We start from the raw sequence: 17299 nt of genomic DNA on the forward strand, positions 1-17299 counted from the left end.
ATCCCTGCGCGGATGCCCTATTTCTTCGTTCAGGAGCCGGACTTTGCCCGTTTTCAATGCCGCAACGGCGGCTATATCGGCGGCCGTGTCTGGGTTCGCCGCGCCGGCCGAGCCCGCGGTCAAACACACTTCGCGACCATACGACCGGCTGCGCGCGCTCGTGCCGCTCTGCGCGCTGCTGATGGGCGGCTGCACGTGGTATCACCGCGAGCCGCTCGCGCCGCAGGACACGTCCACCTCCGCGCATTCGCTCGAACGCATCCGTATCGATCCGTCGAGCATGCCGCTGCCGGAACTGGCCGCGCATCGCTTCGACCCGTCCGACGGGCTCGATATCGACGAAGTCGCGATGCTCGCGGTGGCCAACAATCCCGACCTCAAGCTGGCCCGCGACGACCTCGGCATCGCCCGCGCGCAGGCCTACTCGGCGGGTCTGCTGCCCGACCCGCAACTGAGCGTATCGAGCGATTATCCCGGCCAGATCGGCACCACGCGCGCGTTCAGCTATGGGTTGAGCATGGACGTGATGGCGATCGTCGTGCGCAGCGCCAACCAACAATCAGCCGACGCCACCGTGGCCAAAACCGATCTCGGTCTGCTGTGGCAGGAATGGCAGATCGTCGCGCAGGCGCGGCAGTTGTTCATCAAGACGCGCTTCCAGCAGGACACGTTGCCGCTTTTGCAGCGTCAGCGCGACCTCGCGCGCACGCGCTACGAACGCATGGCGGAAGCGCGCCGCGACGGCAACCTCACCGACGACACGCTGAATGCGGCGCTCCTCGCCTATAGCGACGCACGCAAGCAATACACCGACGCCGAACGCGCAGCCGAGCAAACGCACCACGATCTGAACGCGCTGCTCGGCGTCTCGCCCGAGGTGCAGTTGCAACTCACCGGCGGCGAAGACATCGAGCCGCTCTCCGACACGACGCTCGACGCCGTGCTCGCAGGATTGCCTCGACGCCGCCCCGATCTGATCGCGCTGCAAGCCGGCTACGAGGCGCAGGAACAGAAATATCGCGCCGCGATTCTCAGCCAGTTTCCGAGTCTGTCCGTGGGCTTCGTGCGGGCGCGCGATACCTCGAACATCTACACGAGCGGCTTCCAGATCAACTTGAGCCTGCCGATCTTCAACCGTAACCAGGGCAACGTCGCGATCGAGCAAGCGACCCGCCAGCACCTGCGCGACGAATATCAGGCGCGGCTGAACAACGCTTACGCGGATGTCGCGCATCTGCGCGCGGACAACACGATCCTCACACGGCAGTTGCAGCAGACCGAGGCCGCCTTGCCCGATGTCGACGTAGCCGCCAACGACGCGGCCGCGGCCTACGCGGAACATAACCTCGCGCTCGGCGCTTACACCGACGCGCAAAGCGCCGCGCTCACCAAACAGATCGACGTCGCGATGTTGCGCGAGTCGCTCGCCGAACAACGCGTCACCTTGCAGGCGCTGCTCGGCAGTGCGATTCCCGATGCCTACTCCACCGCTCTGACTGACTCCGACACTCATGCGAAATAGCCAGACTTCAGCGCTGCGGCCGCGCATTGCCGCCGGTGCGATTTTTATCGCCTGCGCCACGTTGCTGTGCGCCGGCGTTCATGCGGCCCGTGCCGCAAGCGCCGCGGCAGCGCCCGCCGCCGACGCCGCCGATCAACCGGTGGTCGCCGTCCAGACCGTGCACGTGCAGCGCGCCGAGATCGCGCAGCCGGTGCGGGCGTACGGCATCGTCGCGGCGTCCGCGTCGAACCTCACCACCGTCAATCTGCCGTATACCGCGCGTATCGTGCAGATGCGCGTGCAGCCTGGGCAAACCGTGGCGCGCGGCACGCCGCTCTTCGTCGTGCAGGCCGACCCTGCCGCCGTCCTCGCGGCCACCCAGGCGAAAAGCGCCGTGACACTCGCACAAGGCGAGCTGGCGCGCACGCAATCGCTGTACGACAAAGCGCTCGCCACCCAGTCGCAACTCGCCAGTGCCCGCAAGGCTGCTGACGACGCACAGCAGGCGCTCGCCGCGCAGATCCAGACAGGCGTGGCAAGCGGCAACAAGATCATCACCGCGCCAAACGACGGCGTGGTGCTGCAGGTCACGGCCGCTCAGGGCGACCAGGTGCAGCCCGGCGCGGCGATCCTGCAACTCGCCGGCGGCAGCGGCAAGGACGCGCGCGCCAACGTGATGCTCGGCGTCGAACCCGCCGATGCCGCCGCGATCCACGCCGGCGACACCGTCACGTTGCACGGCCTGTCCACGTCGTTCGCGAAGACTTCGGTGAACGGCCACGTCGCGCTGGTCGGCGCGTCCGTGGATCAGCAGAGTCAACTCGTCGACGTCGGCGCGAACGTGCCGCTCGGTCAGACTGCCTTCATTCCCGGCACGCGCGTGAGCGCCGATATCGCGACCCGCAGCGGCACGCACTGGATCGTGCCGCGCGCCGCCGTGCTGAAAGACGACAACGGTGCGTACGTGTTCCAGATCACGCCGCAGAACAAGGCGCGCCGGGTGGCGGTGACCACGCAGGTGGAGAACGGCGACCGCTACGGCGTGGATGGCCCGCTCGACGCCGGCGAGGGCCTCGTGGTCAGCGGCAACTATGAGTTGAAGGACGGCATGGCGGTGCAAACCAGCGGAGGCGCGCCGCGATGAATTTCGGTCAATGGATGCAGAAGCACCGGCGCTCGCTGCTCTTCGTGATCGCGTTGCTGGCGATGGCGGGCGCACTGACCGCGTTCCGCCTGCCGATCTCGCTGTTCCCGAACGTCGCGTTTCCGCGTGCGGTCGTCTCGCTCGACGCGGGCGACCGCCCCGCCGAACAGATGGCCACGCTCGTCACGATGCCTGTGGAAGAAGCGCTGCGGCGCGTGCCGAACGTGCGCGACGTCGAATCGAAAACGAGCCGCGGCGCTGCCGAAATCTCGATCAATTTCGACTGGGGCACCGACATGGCGCAAGCCACCTTGCAGGCGCAGTCGGCCATCAGCGAAATACTCGCGACGCTGCCGCAAGGCACCTCGATGCAGGTGCGGCGCATGGACCCCACCGTGTTTCCGGTGCTGGCGTATAGCCTGACTTCGCAGCGGCAGTCGCTCTCCGCGCTGCACGATCTCGCGCAATTCCAGATGCGGCCGTTGCTGTCTTCGGTGGAAGGCGTGGCGCGCGTCGACGTGACGGGCGGCGATCAGGACGAGTTCGAAGTCGCGATCGATCCCGCCCGCCTCGCCGCGTACAAGCTCTCGCTGTCCGATGTGTCGAAGGCGATCGGCGCGAGCAATGTGCTGATGGCGAACGGCCGCATCGAGGATCACTACAAGCTTTACCTCGTAATCGCCAACACCACCATTACGCGGCTCGACGAACTGCGCAATGTCGTGGTGTCGGCCAACGGCGCGACGCAGATCCGCCTCGGCGACATCGCGACCGTACGCGCTGGCGTGGTGCCGCAATGGATGCGCGTCACCGCCGACGGCCAGGACGCCGTGCTCATCAACGTGTATCAGCAGCCGGGCGCGAACAGCGTGGCGATGGCCAAGGCGATCCGCGCGAAGCTCGCCGATTTCCAGCATCAGATGCCGGCCGGCGTGCATCTGTCGAATTGGTACGACCAGAGCGAACTGGTGATCGCCTCGGCCACCAGCGTGCGCGACGCGATCATGATCGGCGTGGTGCTGGCGGCGTTGACGCTGTTCGCTTTCCTGCGCAACTGGAAGATCACCGCGATCGCCGTCGCGCTCGTGCCGGTGGTGATGGCCGCGACGATCCTCCTGCTCGACGTGTTCGGCATGGGCTTCAACATCATGACCCTCGGCGGCATGGCAGCCGCCGTCGGTCTCGTGATCGACGATGCGATCGTGATGATCGAACACATCGTGCGGCGCATGCGCGAGGGCGGCGCACGCGCGTTTCATGGCCGCGTGATGGCGGCGGCGCTCGAATTCACGCGACCGCTGGCCGGGTCGTCGGCGGCAACGCTGATCATCTTCGTGCCGCTGGCGTTTCTATCCGGCGTGACGGGTGCGTTCTTCAAGGCGCTCTCCGTGACCATGGCAAGCGCCCTGTTCATCTCGTTTCTCGTCACGTGGCTCGCGGTGCCGATTCTGTGCGACCGCTGGCTGAACCCGAAAGACGCCGAGGAACACCAGGAAACCCGCTTCGCCTCGTGGATGAACCGGCGCTACGCGTTTCTGGTCGAGCGCGTCACCGCGCGGCCGGTGCTCGTGTTTTTGGGCCTGCTGCCGTTGATCGTGGTGGCCGCGTTCGCGTTCACTCGCGTGGGCAGCGGATTCATGCCGAGCATGGACGAAGGCGGTTTCGTGCTCGATTACCACACTGAACCGGGCACATCGGTGACGGAGACCGACCGCTTGATGATGCAGATCGAGAGCATCATCCGCGCGAATCCGAATGTCGCGACCTATTCGCGCCGCACCGGCGCCGGTCTTGGCGGCGACCTGAACGAGCCCAACAAGGGCGACTTCTTCGTGCGGCTGAAGTCTGGCAACCGCGAACCGATCGACACCGTGATGGAAGAAATCCGCTCGAAGATCGAGACTCAGGTGCCGGGCGTGAGTATCGAACTCGCGCAGTTGATGGAGGATCTGATCGGCGACCTGACGGCGGTGCCGCAACCGGTCCAGATCAAGATCTATTCCGACGACCCGAACACGCTCGACACGACCGCGCGCAAGGTCGCGGCGCAAATCGGCAAGATCCAGGGCGTGGTGGACGTGAACGACGGCATCAATCCGGCCGGCGACGCCCTCGAATTGCACATCCGCCCGGAAGCGGCGGCCGCCGAAGGCATGGACCCGCAGTCGATCGCTCAGGCCGTCTCCGATATGGTGGAAGGCAATGTGGCCACGCAATTCCAGAGCGGGCCGAAAACGGTCGGCGTGCGCGTGCGCGTGGCCGGCGCGATGAAGCTCACGGATACGCAACTGGGACAGTTGCAGATTCGCGCGCCAGACGGCCACCTGTTCGCGCTCGATCGCGTCGCCGATCAGGTGACGGTGACCGGCCAACCGGAAATCAGCCGCGACAATCTGAAACGGATGGTGGCGGTGACCGCACGCATCGACGGCCGCGATCTCGGCTCGACGATCGCCGACGTGCAGAAGACACTCAGCGATAAGGCTCTATTGCCGAGCGGCGTGTATTACGAATTGGGCGGCCTGTATCAGCAGCAGCAGATTGCGTTCAAAGGGCTGCTGAGTGTGTTCGGTGCGGCGATCGCGCTGGTGTTCGGTTTGCTGCTGTTTCTGTACGAGCGCTTTCGCGTCGCGCTGGCGGTCATGGCGATGCCGTTGCTGGCGGCGGGCGCGGTGTTCATCGGCTTGTGGATCACCGGCATCGAGTTGAACATCTCCGCGATGATGGGGATGACGATGATCATCGGCATCGTGACCGAGGTGGCGATTTTTTATGTGTCGGAGCTGCAGGGGCTCGTGCGGGATGACGAAATGCCATTCGAGGAAGCGTTACTGAGCGCCGGGCGCAATCGTCTGCGTCCTATCGCGATGACGACGATCGCCGCGATTCTGGCGCTGCTGCCGCTGGCTTTTGCATTGGGGCAAGGATCGGCGATGCAGCAGCCGCTGGCGATCGCGATTATCTCGGGGCTGATTGTTCAGTTGCCGCTGGTGTTGCTGTTGCTGCCGGTGTTGTTGAAGTTGTTGATGAAGAAGGAGGCGATTTAAGCCGCGCTATGCGGCCCGCGCGGCTTCCGGTGTGTGCGCCTGTGGCTCGCCGCGGGCGCATCTCCGACTCAGTCGACGCACTGAAAGACCTACACCTTCAGCACATCACCAAACCCGCCAACCCGCACCCCCGCCGCACGAATCGCCATAGCAACTTTCGGCGACAACAACGCGCGCAATTCGTCCTCGTGACGATACATCCTCATCCCGTCACTCAACGGCCGCTCCCCCGCCACCGCGGGATGGCAGTAAATCTCCCCCACCCCATGCGGCAGATCGGCGAGCGCCGCCAGCCACGCCGCCTCATCCATCCGGCCGCTATCGGCGATTCCCACTACGTAATCGTTATGCGCGATGCCGGCGCGATCCAGACGCGCCTTGACCCGCGCGATCCACGGCCGCAACCACAGCGGCGCATTCGCTTCGAACGGCAAGCGCATGGCCTTCATCCCATACTCGCTGCCGATGTCCAGAATCAATCCGAGCACCGTCGGGTGCAAATGAAAATGCTTGTGCGTGTTGACGTGGTCGAGCGTCAGACCGGTCTGCGCAAAGGCATCGAACTGCGCGCGAATTTCCCGCGCAAGCTGCTTGCGCACATGTGGCAAAAAGAAAAACCGCACGCCGTCGCGCACCATGTTGTCGCCGAAGCGGCCATGCTCGTCGAGCAAGGCGGCAATCCCCGCGCGCGGCGTGACCGCGTCGCCGTCGGCCAGCACCAGATGCAGGCCGACGCGCAGCCGCGGCAAGGCGCGGGCGCGCGCCACCGCGTCGCCGGCAGCCGGTGCGCCGATCATCAGGCTCGCGGCGCTCAGCACGCCTTCGCGATGCGCCTGCTCGACCGCCAGATTCACCCGCGCGTGCAGGCCGAAATCGTCGGCGGTGACGATCAATGCGCGTGGCTTAGCCGCCATCCGACGTCTCCATCACATCCATCACGTTCAACGCGCCGTTGCGCGCGGCCTTCGAGGTGGAAGCGTCGATGGGCACGCGCGCACCGCGCCATATCACATGTGAGCCGAACACGGCGGCGCACCACTGCAACGCCAGCAACGTATCACGCAACGGCACCAGCGGCAGATCTCGCCAGAACGTCCGCTCACGACGCGCCGAGCGCAGATGCAACAACAGACGCGCGGCGAGGCCGGCGGCCGTGCCGGTTGCGCTCGTGAACGCGGCCCACGCATGCACCGCGTCGGACGAACTGGCCGCGAGGGCGGTGGTGAGCCACGCGCCGGCCACGAGCCAGGGTGTAGGAAACGTAATGAAGAGGAACGCGAAACCCGGCGCATTCACCGAGCGAATCGTACGCAGCCAGCGTGTTTCGCGCTGCCACAAGGCGGACAACGCCGGCTCGATCACGTCGGTGGCCACCGTCACGCGCGAGAGCACGGTTTGCAGGCCGAGGGCGCGTACGTGTTCGGCCAGCCAGTAATCGTCCGCGAGACAGTTTTTCAGCGCCTCGAAACCGCCGATGCGCTCGAGCGTGGCGCGCCGCAACGCGAGCGTCGCACCGAAGCCGAAACGGCGCGAGCCGGCCGCGTGCGCGACCCGCACCGACGGCGCGAACCATTCGTTGATGAAGAGCGCGCCCACGCGCGGCCAGAAGCCGCCGATGCCGCGCGCCACGTAGAGGCACGTGACCACGCCCACCCGCGCATCCGCGAGCGGCGCGGCCACAGTGTCGAGATAATCGGCTTCGACGGCAATGTCGCTGTCGGCAATCACGATCACGTCATGGCGTGCCCGCGCCGCCATGTTGATCAGATTGCTGACCTTGAGATTGCTGCCGTGCACGCGCGTGTCGATCGCGAGTTCGATGTCGTGCGATGGATAGGCGGCTTGCAAACGGCGCACTACGGCAATCGCCGGATCGTCCGGCGAGGACACGCCGAGCACGAGTTGAAAATGCTCATGACGCTGATCGCAAAAGGTCCGCAGATTGTCGTAGAGACGCGGCTCCGCGCCGCACAGCGGCTTGAGCACGCTGACGCCGACATGCGCGAAGCGATGCAACGGCTGCGAAGCTTGCGAGGTGAAATAAGAGGCACGACCCGCTGTGCCGCGGCGCGAGCCGAAAAACGGCATCGCGACAGCCGCCAGCAGCGCGTACAGCGACGCGCATGCGCAGCCGGCTAGCAGGATCCATTGGGATGCCGTCACCGCGTGCACCGCCATCGTCCGGTTCCGTCAGTGCTCGGCCAGCACGAACGCTCTGCCGGTCAGGCGCAGATGAAGAATCACGAGCCAGCGCCGCGGACAATCCGAGGCGATCGCGACCGGCCGCGCGAGACGGTTGGTCCCGGTCGCATAGTGGCCCTGCAGCGCGAGTTCGAAGGCAGCGTGCGCGAACTGGCGCGTCACGATCACGCCGCTCGCAATCACGGCGATGGCGAGCAGACGGAACGGCATGGAACTGAAGACGCTCTGCGAAACCGGCAGCACCAGCAGTGCGAGGCACGCGAGCAACTCGGCGCCCATGGCGGTGAGCGAGGCCACCATCAGGTGGGCGCGCAGCATGTCGACGGTGGCTGGCTTCATGGCTGGGTCTCGTGACCTGATGGAATGCCCGGCGCCCTGATTCGACGCAACTCGTCGGCGTGGAAAAGCACCGACTGTCATCCCATCGATGTGCTTACGATTGAACTGCAACGACATCGCAACAGCCCCGCCGCCGCGTGTCCGCGATGACGCCGCGACAGCGATCTGTTGAGGGGCGATAGTAGCGATTCAAGCTGAAGGAAACCTTAAGGAAGAAGGCGTATAAAGCGGGGGATGAACAGCATGGTTAAACTTCGGATTACGGCCCAGCGCCTGCTTGAATATCGCGGCTGCCGTGCAATGGAACATCGAACGGAAATAATCAACTCATGCGCGTACTCCTCGTAGAAGACGACGACCTGATCGGCTGCGGTATCGAAGCGGGACTGCGTCAAGCCGGCTTCACGGTCGACTGGGCTCGCGACGGCCACAAGGCCGGTCTCGCGCTCGACACCACCGCCTACGCGCTGGTGCTGCTCGATCTCGGCCTGCCCCGCGTGTCAGGTATGGAACTGCTGAAACGCCTGCGCGATTCGGGCAAGGACGTGCCGGTGCTCGTGCTGACCGCGCGGGGCACGGTGGTCGACCGTGTCGGCGGCCTCGAAGCGGGCGCCGACGACTATCTCGGCAAGCCCTTCGATCTGACCGAACTGATCGCCCGTTGCCGGGCGTTGTTGCGCCGCGCGCAGGGCCGCAGCGTCGAGCGGATCCGCTATCAGGACCTGACGGTCAACCCGGCCGCGCAAACCGTCGAAGTGGGCACGACGCGCGTGTCGCTCACCTCGCGCGAGTGGGCGATCCTGTTGCAGTTGCTGACCAACCAGGGGATTCCCCAGTCGCGTTCGCGTCTCGAAGAAAGCCTGTATGGCTGGCAGGAAGAAATCGAGAGCAACGCGATCGAGGTGCACGTGTCCAATCTGCGCAAGAAACTCGGCGCGAAGCTGATCAAGACCGTGCGCAATATCGGCTACGTGGTGGAGAAAGAATGATGGGCGCGTCGATTCGCCGGCGTCTCGTGCTGTTGGTCCTCACCAGCATCGCGCTGGTCTGGGGCATTGCGCTGGTGTCGAGTTATCGTCAGGCCACGCGCGAAGTCGCCGAATGGGAAGAGGCGCGTCTCGCGGAACTCGCGCAGATTCTCGCCCTGCTCGATCAGCGCAATCTGACCACGCTCGCCAACGCGCGCATCGACGTGCGCGAGGAAGAAAAAGGCGGCGAGCCGGGCGCCAACGACAGCGACGACGACGACGCGCTGCCACGCGACGCGCTGTTCCAGGTGCGCGGCCCGAACGGCGCCGTGCTGGCGGGCAGCCCGCAATTGCGCGAACTCAAGGCGTGGGACCTGCCGGTGCCGGCCGTGAGCGGCACGCAGGACATCACGCTCGGCGGCCAGATGTACCACTCATTCACTTTGCGCGACACCACGCTCGGCCACACCGTGCGCGTCTTCGAACCGGCCAATACGCGCAGCGACCTGGTGAGCGGCGTCGCGAGCCGGATCGCCCGGCCTACGCTAGTCGCGCTGCCGGTGCTGGCGGTGCTGGTGTGGCTCAGCATCGGCTGGAGTCTGGCGCCGCTCAGGCTGCTCTCGCGCGCTATCCGCTCACGCGACGTGAACCGGCTGGAACCGATCGACATTGGCCGCGCGCCGACCGAGGTGCGCCCGCTCGTCGATGCGATCAATCAGCTGCTGTCGCGTTTGCTGCATTCATTGGAGCGCGAACGCGCGTTCACCGCCGACGCCGCGCACGAACTGAAAACGCCGCTGGCCGCGATCAAGGTGCAGGCGCAAGTCGCGCTGGCGGAACAGGACACCGTGCGCCAGCGGCTGGCGATGGAGCGCGTGGTGCAAGGCGTCGACCGCAGCGCGCGGCTCGCGGAGCAATTGCTGCTGCTCGCGCGCCTTGACGTGCATGAAAAAATCTCGACGGCGCCGCTCAAACCAGCAACGGTGGCGAAAGACGCGCTGCTCGCCAACGAGCGCAACGCGCAGCAGAAAAACATTCACGTGATGCTGCTCGGCGACATGCGCGCGGAAATCGACGCGGAGCCCGTGCTGATCGGCATCCTGCTCGACAATCTGCTCGATAACGCGATCAAGTACGGGCATGCCGGCGGCATCATCGAAGTGGCGGTGCAGCACGCCGAAGACCGGGTGCAGGTGACCGTGCGCGACGACGGCCCCGGTGTCGCGGCAGGCGACCTCGACCGTCTGACGAATCGTTTTTTCCGCGCGACCGGCAATCAGGCCACCGGCAGCGGACTAGGTCTTTCGATCGTCGCGCGGATCGCGGAGCATTTCGGCGCGAGCCTGCGTCTGGGCAAGGGTATCGGCGAGAGCGGGCTCGCGGTCGAGGTGTCGTTTCCCGCTTATGCGCAGGCGGGCTAAGGTGCGCGCTCGAACGCCCGCTCGGGTGCCCGGTTCGACGACTCCGCGAACTGCCATGCAATGAGGCCGGGCACGAACATCACGAGGTCGCGAATCCGGCGCGCGCCGGCCAGCGCGAGACAGATGGATGGATCGAGGCCCAGCGCGCCGCCGATCAGAATGAAGCCGCCCTCCTGCACGCCGAGACCGCCCGGCACGAAGAAGGCCGCGCTACTGATTGCCTGGATCAGCGATTCGATCACCACCGCTTCCACCAGCGTGACCTGCACGCCGAGAAAGTGCAGCGCCAGCCAGATTTCCAGCGACGTGAGGAAGCACTGCAGCGGCTGCCAGAAGAACAGGTAGCGCAACACCACGCCACGCCGGCGCCAGATCAGCTTGATGGCCTGATCGATCTGCGCCGACTGCCCGACCAGCGCGGCGAGCTTGCCGCTCGTCATATGATTGAGCGCGCGCGTGATGCGCTCGAACGGACTCGCGTGCTGCACCAGCGCGAACAGCACCAGCAACGGCGTGAGCACCACCACGCCCCACGCCAGTTGCCCGGCGAGCCGCAGCGTGTCGGAATGCGCGTGTGCGAACAGAAAGCCGATGCCGACCATCGTGAAGAGCAACTGGCTGATCACCGTGAGCTGCATATCGACGATGATGCTGCCCACCGCCATGGACGGCCGCACGCCCCAGCGCTTGAGCATGCGAAACGACACCACTTCGCCGCCGATGCGCGCCACCGGCAGCATGCTGTTCACCGATTCGCGCACCCACACGAGGTGCAGCATATTGATGAGACCAGGACGGTTCGCGCCGCGAATCAGCGAACGCCAGTCGCAAGCGTTGGTGAGCATCGGCAGCACGTGCGCGAGCGCCGCCAGCAGCAGCCCCGCGCCGGCCGCGCGCAGCGCGCCGAGCACGGCGCCGGGATTGTCCTGCCAGACGAGCCAGAGCGACACCAGCAAGCCGGCTAGCGCGGCTACGCGGCCGAGATGCTTCGTCACGCGAGCACCCCCTGCGCGCGCTTCAGGCGCCTCGCCGTGCTTTTAACCGCTGCTTTAAAAAACCTGCGCATCATGACCGATCCGTGGTGCCGTTCATTCGTCCTGTGCCGCCGACAACAGGCCGTCGCCATCCACCTTGAAGCTGACGCCTCGCCAGATCACGCGCGAGGACCAGAAGCTCGCGACGAAGATCGCAAACGATACGATATCCCAGAACGGCAGCAGCCACAGATCGCGATGCGCCTGCTTCAACGCGCGATCGGACAGCAGTTTCAAGGCGAGCCGCGCGCACATGGCGGCCAGCGCGAGCGACCACGCCCACCAGCCGCCAGCCGAGAAGATGACCGCGAGCAGCGCGAACGCGAGCGGATGAACCAGCGCGGAGCCGAGATGGCCGAGCGGATCGATGCGGCGAATAGTGCGGCTCCAGCGCAGTTCATGCGCGATCAGTTGCGCCGCGCTCGATTCGACGCAGGCATGCGAGATCGTGAACGGCGGAATCACCACCTTCTCGCCGATCAGGCGCACCGCCTCGCCGATCGCATGGTCCTCGGCCAGATGCCGCACGAACGGCGTAAAGCCGCCGATTTTTTCGAGCGTATCGCGCCGCATCACGATGGTCTGCCCGAAGCACGGGCGCGCGAGCCCGAGCGCGAGACCCGTCACGACACCCGGCAGGAACTGATAGTTGGTCGCTTTGGCCGACAGGCGCGGCCAGAAGCCCGGATCGGGCTGTCCGCGATACGCGCAGGTGACGAGTCCGACGCCGGGCTTCTGCAGCTCGCCGATCACATTGCGCAGATAGTTCGGGCCGACGCTCACGTCGCTGTCGGCGAAAACGAGCACGTCGTGCCGCGCTTGCGGCAGCATGTTGAGGATGTTGCTGATCTTGCGGTTCGGGCCGTACAGGCGCGTGTCGGCCACCACGGTGATGTCGGCTTCGGGAAAGTGGCGCCGCAGATCGTCGACGGTTTGCAGCGCGGGGTCGGCCGAGTCGTGCACGCCGAACAGGAATTGCACGGGCCCTGGATAATCCTGCCGGCAGAAGCTCGACAGATTGGCGAGCAACGCCCACTCGTTACCGTGCAGCGGTTTGACGATGGTGACCGGCGGAAAGGTGCTCGGCTCGGACACCGCTCGCGCGAAGAATCGTCCGATCAACGCGCCGGCGAGCACAGTGTAGCCGACGCCGACAACGGCGCCCGCCGCGCACGCATAGGCCAGCGTGACATCGAGCAGGTGCGCGGCGTTCACGCCTCGTGGGCGCGCAGGAACCGGAAGAATTCGACGCCTTCACGCAAGCGCCGTTTCATCATGTCCCAGCTCGTCAACATCTCATGCAGGATTTCCCAGATCTTCGACGGGCGGAAATAGAACCGCTTATAGAAGTTTTCGAGCTGATGGTAGATCTCGTCGCGCGACAGATGCGGATAGCCGATCGCGGCCAACTGCACGCCTTCCTTGCTCACGAGATTGATCACCTTGTTCTCTTCGAGCCAGCCGTTTTCGACCGCCTGGTTGTAGAGCGTCGTGCCCGGATACGGCGCGGCGAGCGACACCTGGATCGTGTGCGGATTGATCTCCTTGGCGTACTCGATCGTCTTCTGGATCGTGTCCTGCGTTTCGCCCGGCAGACCGAGAATGAAAGTGCCGTGAATCTTGATGCCGAGCTTGCGACAATCGTCGCTGAAACGGCGCGCGATGTCGGTGCGCAGACCTTTCTTGATGTTCAGCAGGATCTGGTCGTCGCCGGATTCGTAGCCGACCAGCAGAAGGCGCAGGCCGTTTTCCTTCATGATCTTGAGCGTGGTGTACGGCACGTTCGCCTTCGCATTGCACGACCACGTCACACCCAGTTTGCCGAGGCCGCGAGCGATTTCCTCGACGCGCGGTTTGAAGTCGGTGAAGGTATCGTCGTCGAACATGATCTCCTTGACTTCAGGCATGTTGTCGCGAATCCACTTCACTTCCGCCAGCACGTTCTCGACCGAACGCGTGCGGTAGCGATGCCCGCCCACGGTCTGCGGCCACAGACAGAAGGTGCACTTCGAACGGCAGCCGCGGCCCGTGTAGATCGACACGTACGGATGCTTCAGATAGCCGATGAAGTAGTTGTCGATCTTCAGATCGCGCTTGTACACGGGCGCCACGAACGGCAGCTCGTCCATATTCTCGAGAATCGGGCGCGCTTCGTTGTGCTCGATCGAACCGTCGCGGTTGCGATAGCTGAGCCCTTTGATCTGCGCGAACGGTTTGCCCTCGGCGATTTCCTGGCAGGTGAAGTCGAATTCCTCGCGGCAGACAAAGTCGATCGCCTCGCTCGCGGTCAGCGAATTGTGCGGATCGACCGCCACCTTCGCGCCGACCATACCGATCAGCAGCGACGGCTTGCGCTTTTTCAGGTCTTCGGCGAATAGCGCGTCGGTGGGAAAGGACGGCGTGCTGGTGTGGATCAGCACCAGATCGTATTGCTGCGCAATGTCGAGCGATGCCTCGACGGACAGGCCGTCGGCGGGCGCGTCGAGCACACGGCTGTCGGGCACGAGTGCGGCGGGCTGCGCGAGCCACGTCGGATACCAGAATGAGCGGACTTCACGCTTGGCCTGATAGCGCGAACCCGCGCCACCATCGAAGCCGTCATACGACGGCGCCTGCAAGAACAGGGTTTTCATGGATGCTCCAGCAAGCCTTGTATCGGCGCTTTCAGTTCTCTGTCGCCAAACTATCGGAACTATTGCCCGCCACCCGGCGGGGGAATCGCGCAAATACTACGGAGCAAAGCTGAAGGAAACCTTAAGGAAAATACGGACGCCGACGATACCGGCGGCGCTGTTCCATGTGCTTGGAAACTGGCGTCGGACTACGTGCGGCAGCCAGGATCGTGCGGGCAAAATCCGGCTCACGGCGCTTCATGTCAAGCGTGTGAACGAGCCGCTTTTTTCGATGTGGAGATCATGCAGATTGATGGCCGGCCGCACGCGTTGCGCGCGCGAACCGGCCATGACGTCAGACCGGCTTGATATCCGCCGCCTGTTTGCCCTTCGGCCCCTGCTTGATTTCAAAGCTGACCTTCTGGTTTTCCTGCAAGGACTTGAAACCTTCGGAACGAATCTCCGAGAAGTGGGCGAACAGATCTTCGCCGCCGTCGTCGGGGGTGATGAAACCAAAGCCTTTTGCGTCGTTAAACCATTTCACTGTACCGGTTGGCATGTCGATTCCTCTGTGCATCTGGGTTGATTGGGCTGCATTCGCCGAGCTTCGCCCGCCGCCGCGGGTGTGCGCCGGATCCTGTCACCGCTGCTCGACTCTACGCTTCTTTGCGCGGCGCTGCTTCGCCCGGTTTTCCGCCGCCGCAACAGCCGAGCCGCAAGACGCGTGCCGCGTACCAAGTCCGGGCAGGCCGCCGGTGCGATTTCACACAATCAGATAAGATGTTTGGTTATCGGCAGTCCACCCATGGCCGCGCAGGTCCAGCCCAATGTTTCACGACCGCGCGACCTGTCGTTTTCCCCTATACAGGAACCCCAGCATGGCCACCTCGAACTATACGGATACCCGACTTCTGATCAACGGCGAGTGGTGCGACGCCGCCAGCGGCAAGACGCTCGACGTCATCAACCCTGCCACCGGCAAGGCCATCGGCAAAGTGGCGCACGCCGGCATTGCCGATCTGGACCGGGCGCTGGCCGCCGCGCAGCGCGGCTTCGAAGCCTGGCGCAAAGTGCCGGCCAACGAGCGCGCCACGACCATGCGCAAGGCCGCCGCGCTGGTGCGCGAGCGCGCCTCGGACATCGGCCGCCTGATGACGCTGGAACAGGGCAAGCCGTTCGCCGAAGCACGCGTCGAAGTGCTGGCGGCAGCGGACATCATCGAATGGTTCGCCGACGAAGGCCGCCGTGTCTACGGCCGGATCGTGCCGTCGCGCAATCTCGCGGCGCAGCAACTGGTGCTCAAGGAACCGATCGGCCCGGTAGCCGCCTTCACGCCGTGGAACTTCCCGGTCAACCAGGTGGTGCGCAAGCTGAGCGCCGCGCTCGCGTGCGGCTGCTCGTTCCTCGTCAAGGCGCCGGAAGAAACCCCGGCATCGCCGGCCGCGCTGCTGCAGGCTTTCGTCGAAGCCGGTGTGCCGGCGGGCACGGTCGGCCTCGTGTTCGGCGACCCGGCTGAGATTTCGAGCTACCTGATTCCGCATCCGGTGATCCGCAAGGTCACGTTCACCGGCTCGACGCCGGTCGGCAAGCAACTGGCGGCACTGGCCGGCGCGCACATGAAGCGCGCGACGATGGAACTGGGCGGTCATGCGCCGGTCATCGTGGCCGAAGACGCCGACGTGGCGCTCGCCGTGAAAGCCGCGGGCGGTGCGAAGTTCCGCAATGCCGGTCAGGTCTGCATCTCGCCGACGCGCTTTCTCGTGCACAACAGCATCCGCGAAGAATTCGCCGCGGCGCTGGTCAAGCACGCTGAAGGCCTCAAGCTCGGCGACGGCCTCGTCGAAGGCACCACGCTCGGCCCGCTCGCCAACGCACGCCGTCTCACCGCGATGAGCAAGGTGCTCGACGACGCGCGCAAGACCGGCGCCAAGGTCGAAACCGGCGGCGAACGCGTGGGCTCGGAAGGCAACTTCTTTGCGCCGACCGTGCTGACCAACGTGTCGCTCGAATCGGACGTGTTCAACAACGAGCCGTTCGGCCCGATCGCCGCGATTCGCGGCTTCGACACGCTCGAGGAGGCGATCGCCGAAGCCAACCGTCTGCCGTACGGTCTGGCGGGCTACGCGTTCACGAAGTCGTTCACCAACGTGCATCTGCTGTCGCAGCAATTGGAAGTCGGCATGCTGTGGATCAACCAGCCGGCCACGCCGTCGCCGGAAATGCCGTTCGGCGGCGTGAAGGATTCGGGCTACGGTTCGGAAGGCGGCCCGGAAGCCATGGAAGGCTATCTGGTCACCAAGGCGGTATCGGTGATGTCGGTTTAAGACGGACCGAGGCGGCTTACCGGCCGCCTCTTTTTACACCACCGTACCGGGTCCGCGAGCCGTCGCTCGCGGGCCTTTTTTATTGCCGTGAACGACACCACCCAACGACTTATGCAAGCCACGCTGACCGGCAAGACCGTGGAGCTGCGGCCGCTTCAGCGGGACCACGCGCAAGGTTTGCTCGACGCCGCCGCGGACGGGCAACTGTGGAATATGAAGCTGACCGTGGTGCCGGGACCCGGCAGCATCGACAGCTATATCGCAACGGCGCTCGAAGGCCGCGCGGCCGGCACCGTGATGCCATTCGTGATCGTGCGGCGCGACACTGGCGCGCTGGTCGGCAGCACGCGGTTCTGGAAGATCGACCGGGTCAATCGCAAACTCGAAATCGGCCACACGTGGCTGAGCGAATCGGTGCAGCGCTCGGCGGTGAATACCGAGGCGAAGTATCTGCTGCTGTGCCACGCATTCGAAGCGATGCAATGCGTGCGCGTGCAATTCACCACCGACGAACTCAACGAGAAATCGCGCGCGGCGATTCTGCGCATCGGCGCGAAACAGGAAGGCGTGGTCCGGCACGAACGCATCATGCCGGATGGGCGTAAGCGCAACTCGGTGCGCTTTAGCATCATCGACGAGGAATGGGACGAGGTGAAGGCGATGCTGGAGGCGAAGCTGGCGCGGTAAAGCCACCAGCGCGCGGCCCG

The 17299-nt window shown here is 65.0% G+C and carries 14 protein-coding genes; 7 read left to right on the forward strand and 7 right to left on the reverse strand.

Going from position 1 to position 17299, the window contains the following annotated elements:
• Positions 1 to 43: 43 nt before the first annotated feature.
• Genes P0D73_RS06885 through P0D73_RS06895 form a run of 3 tightly spaced genes read left to right on the forward strand, consistent with a single transcriptional unit; the run spans position 44 to position 5692 of the window.
• Positions 44 to 1522 (forward strand): TolC family protein, encoded by a 1479-nt coding sequence (locus P0D73_RS06885; protein WP_408430519.1) that lies wholly within the window; start codon positions 44 to 46, stop codon positions 1520 to 1522.
• A complete protein-coding gene (locus tag P0D73_RS06890) occupies positions 1512 to 2645 on the forward strand; it encodes an efflux RND transporter periplasmic adaptor subunit (RefSeq protein ID WP_408430521.1) in 1134 nt (377 codons plus the stop codon). Before P0D73_RS06885 ends, P0D73_RS06890 begins: the two co-directional genes overlap by 11 nt.
• Positions 2642 to 5692 carry an efflux RND transporter permease subunit gene (locus tag P0D73_RS06895; RefSeq protein WP_408430523.1) on the forward strand — a complete coding sequence of 1017 codons (3051 nt, stop codon included), beginning with the start codon at positions 2642 to 2644 and terminating at the stop codon, positions 5690 to 5692. Before P0D73_RS06890 ends, P0D73_RS06895 begins: the two co-directional genes overlap by 4 nt.
• Before the next feature lie 89 nt (positions 5693 to 5781).
• Here P0D73_RS06895 and hpnK read toward each other — a convergent pair whose 3' ends face one another.
• From hpnK to P0D73_RS06910, 3 genes are read right to left on the reverse strand one after another with little or no spacing between them, the layout of a single operon-like run.
• Complete coding sequence (gene hpnK, locus P0D73_RS06900; RefSeq protein ID WP_408430526.1) at positions 5782 to 6606, reverse strand: hopanoid biosynthesis-associated protein HpnK; 825 nt, start codon at positions 6604 to 6606, stop codon at positions 5782 to 5784.
• Positions 6596 to 7870, reverse strand: a complete 1275-nt coding sequence (gene hpnI, locus P0D73_RS06905) for a bacteriohopanetetrol glucosamine biosynthesis glycosyltransferase HpnI (protein WP_408430528.1) — start codon at positions 7868 to 7870, stop codon at positions 6596 to 6598. Before hpnI (P0D73_RS06905) ends, hpnK begins: the two co-directional genes overlap by 11 nt.
• A 12-nt stretch (positions 7871 to 7882) precedes the next feature.
• Positions 7883 to 8233 carry a hypothetical protein gene (locus P0D73_RS06910; RefSeq protein ID WP_132374293.1) on the reverse strand — a complete coding sequence of 117 codons (351 nt, stop codon included), beginning with the start codon at positions 8231 to 8233 and terminating at the stop codon, positions 7883 to 7885.
• 329 nt (positions 8234 to 8562) lie between these two features.
• Between P0D73_RS06910 and P0D73_RS06915 the strand changes: the two genes are divergently transcribed.
• Positions 8563 to 9222, forward strand: coding sequence for a response regulator (locus P0D73_RS06915; protein ID WP_408176512.1), 660 nt, complete (start codon positions 8563 to 8565; stop codon positions 9220 to 9222).
• Positions 9219 to 10622 (forward strand): ATP-binding protein, encoded by a 1404-nt coding sequence (locus tag P0D73_RS06920; protein WP_408176511.1) that lies wholly within the window; start codon positions 9219 to 9221, stop codon positions 10620 to 10622. Before P0D73_RS06915 ends, P0D73_RS06920 begins: the two co-directional genes overlap by 4 nt.
• Here P0D73_RS06920 and P0D73_RS06925 read toward each other — a convergent pair.
• The 4 genes from P0D73_RS06925 to P0D73_RS06940 form a co-directional block, all read right to left on the reverse strand.
• Positions 10619 to 11617 carry a flippase-like domain-containing protein gene (locus tag P0D73_RS06925; protein ID WP_408430531.1) on the reverse strand — a complete coding sequence of 333 codons (999 nt, stop codon included), beginning with the start codon at positions 11615 to 11617 and terminating at the stop codon, positions 10619 to 10621. The genes P0D73_RS06920 and P0D73_RS06925 overlap by 4 nt on opposite strands.
• Before the next feature lie 93 nt (positions 11618 to 11710).
• On the reverse strand, positions 11711 to 12871 hold the full coding sequence (hpnI, locus tag P0D73_RS06930) for a bacteriohopanetetrol glucosamine biosynthesis glycosyltransferase HpnI (protein ID WP_408430534.1): 1161 nt from the start codon (positions 12869 to 12871) through the stop codon (positions 11711 to 11713).
• A complete protein-coding gene (gene hpnJ / locus P0D73_RS06935) occupies positions 12868 to 14289 on the reverse strand; it encodes a hopanoid biosynthesis associated radical SAM protein HpnJ (RefSeq protein WP_408176507.1) in 1422 nt (473 codons plus the stop codon). Before hpnJ ends, hpnI (P0D73_RS06930) begins: the two co-directional genes overlap by 4 nt.
• Before the next feature lie 334 nt (positions 14290 to 14623).
• Entirely contained in the window at positions 14624 to 14827 is a 204-nt protein-coding gene (locus P0D73_RS06940) for a cold-shock protein (protein WP_007181784.1), read from the reverse strand.
• A gap of 319 nt (positions 14828 to 15146) precedes the next feature.
• Here P0D73_RS06940 and P0D73_RS06945 point away from each other — a divergent pair, with 319 nt between their 5' ends.
• Positions 15147 to 16592 carry an NAD-dependent succinate-semialdehyde dehydrogenase gene (locus P0D73_RS06945; protein ID WP_408310986.1) on the forward strand — a complete coding sequence of 482 codons (1446 nt, stop codon included), beginning with the start codon at positions 15147 to 15149 and terminating at the stop codon, positions 16590 to 16592.
• A gap of 111 nt (positions 16593 to 16703) precedes the next feature.
• On the forward strand, positions 16704 to 17279 hold the full coding sequence (locus P0D73_RS06950; protein WP_408430536.1) for a GNAT family N-acetyltransferase: 576 nt from the start codon (positions 16704 to 16706) through the stop codon (positions 17277 to 17279).
• Positions 17280 to 17299 lie beyond the last annotated feature (20 nt).

Source organism: Paraburkholderia sp. RL18-101-BIB-B (assembly GCF_046026985.1).
GTDB lineage: Bacteria > Pseudomonadota > Gammaproteobacteria > Burkholderiales > Burkholderiaceae > Paraburkholderia.

Bases quoted from the DNA above. Each gene is read 5' to 3' on its own strand.
- P0D73_RS06890 (WP_408430521.1), top strand. From the start codon at position 1,512: ATGCGAAATAGCCAGACTTCAGCGCTGCGGCCGCGCATTGCCGCCGGT.
- P0D73_RS06950 (WP_408430536.1), top strand. From the start codon at position 16,704: ATGCAAGCCACGCTGACCGGCAAGACCGTGGAGCTGCGGCCGCTTCAG.
- hpnK (WP_408430526.1), bottom strand. From the start codon at position 6,606: ATGGCGGCTAAGCCACGCGCATTGATCGTCACCGCCGACGATTTCGGC.
- P0D73_RS06915 (WP_408176512.1), top strand. From the start codon at position 8,563: ATGCGCGTACTCCTCGTAGAAGACGACGACCTGATCGGCTGCGGTATC.
- hpnJ (WP_408176507.1), bottom strand. From the start codon at position 14,289: ATGAAAACCCTGTTCTTGCAGGCGCCGTCGTATGACGGCTTCGATGGT.
- P0D73_RS06895 (WP_408430523.1), top strand. From the start codon at position 2,642: ATGAATTTCGGTCAATGGATGCAGAAGCACCGGCGCTCGCTGCTCTTC.
- P0D73_RS06910 (WP_132374293.1), bottom strand. From the start codon at position 8,233: ATGAAGCCAGCCACCGTCGACATGCTGCGCGCCCACCTGATGGTGGCC.
- P0D73_RS06920 (WP_408176511.1), top strand. From the start codon at position 9,219: ATGATGGGCGCGTCGATTCGCCGGCGTCTCGTGCTGTTGGTCCTCACC.
- hpnI (WP_408430528.1), bottom strand. From the start codon at position 7,870: ATGGCGGTGCACGCGGTGACGGCATCCCAATGGATCCTGCTAGCCGGC.
- P0D73_RS06940 (WP_007181784.1), bottom strand. From the start codon at position 14,827: ATGCCAACCGGTACAGTGAAATGGTTTAACGACGCAAAAGGCTTTGGT.
- P0D73_RS06945 (WP_408310986.1), top strand. From the start codon at position 15,147: ATGGCCACCTCGAACTATACGGATACCCGACTTCTGATCAACGGCGAG.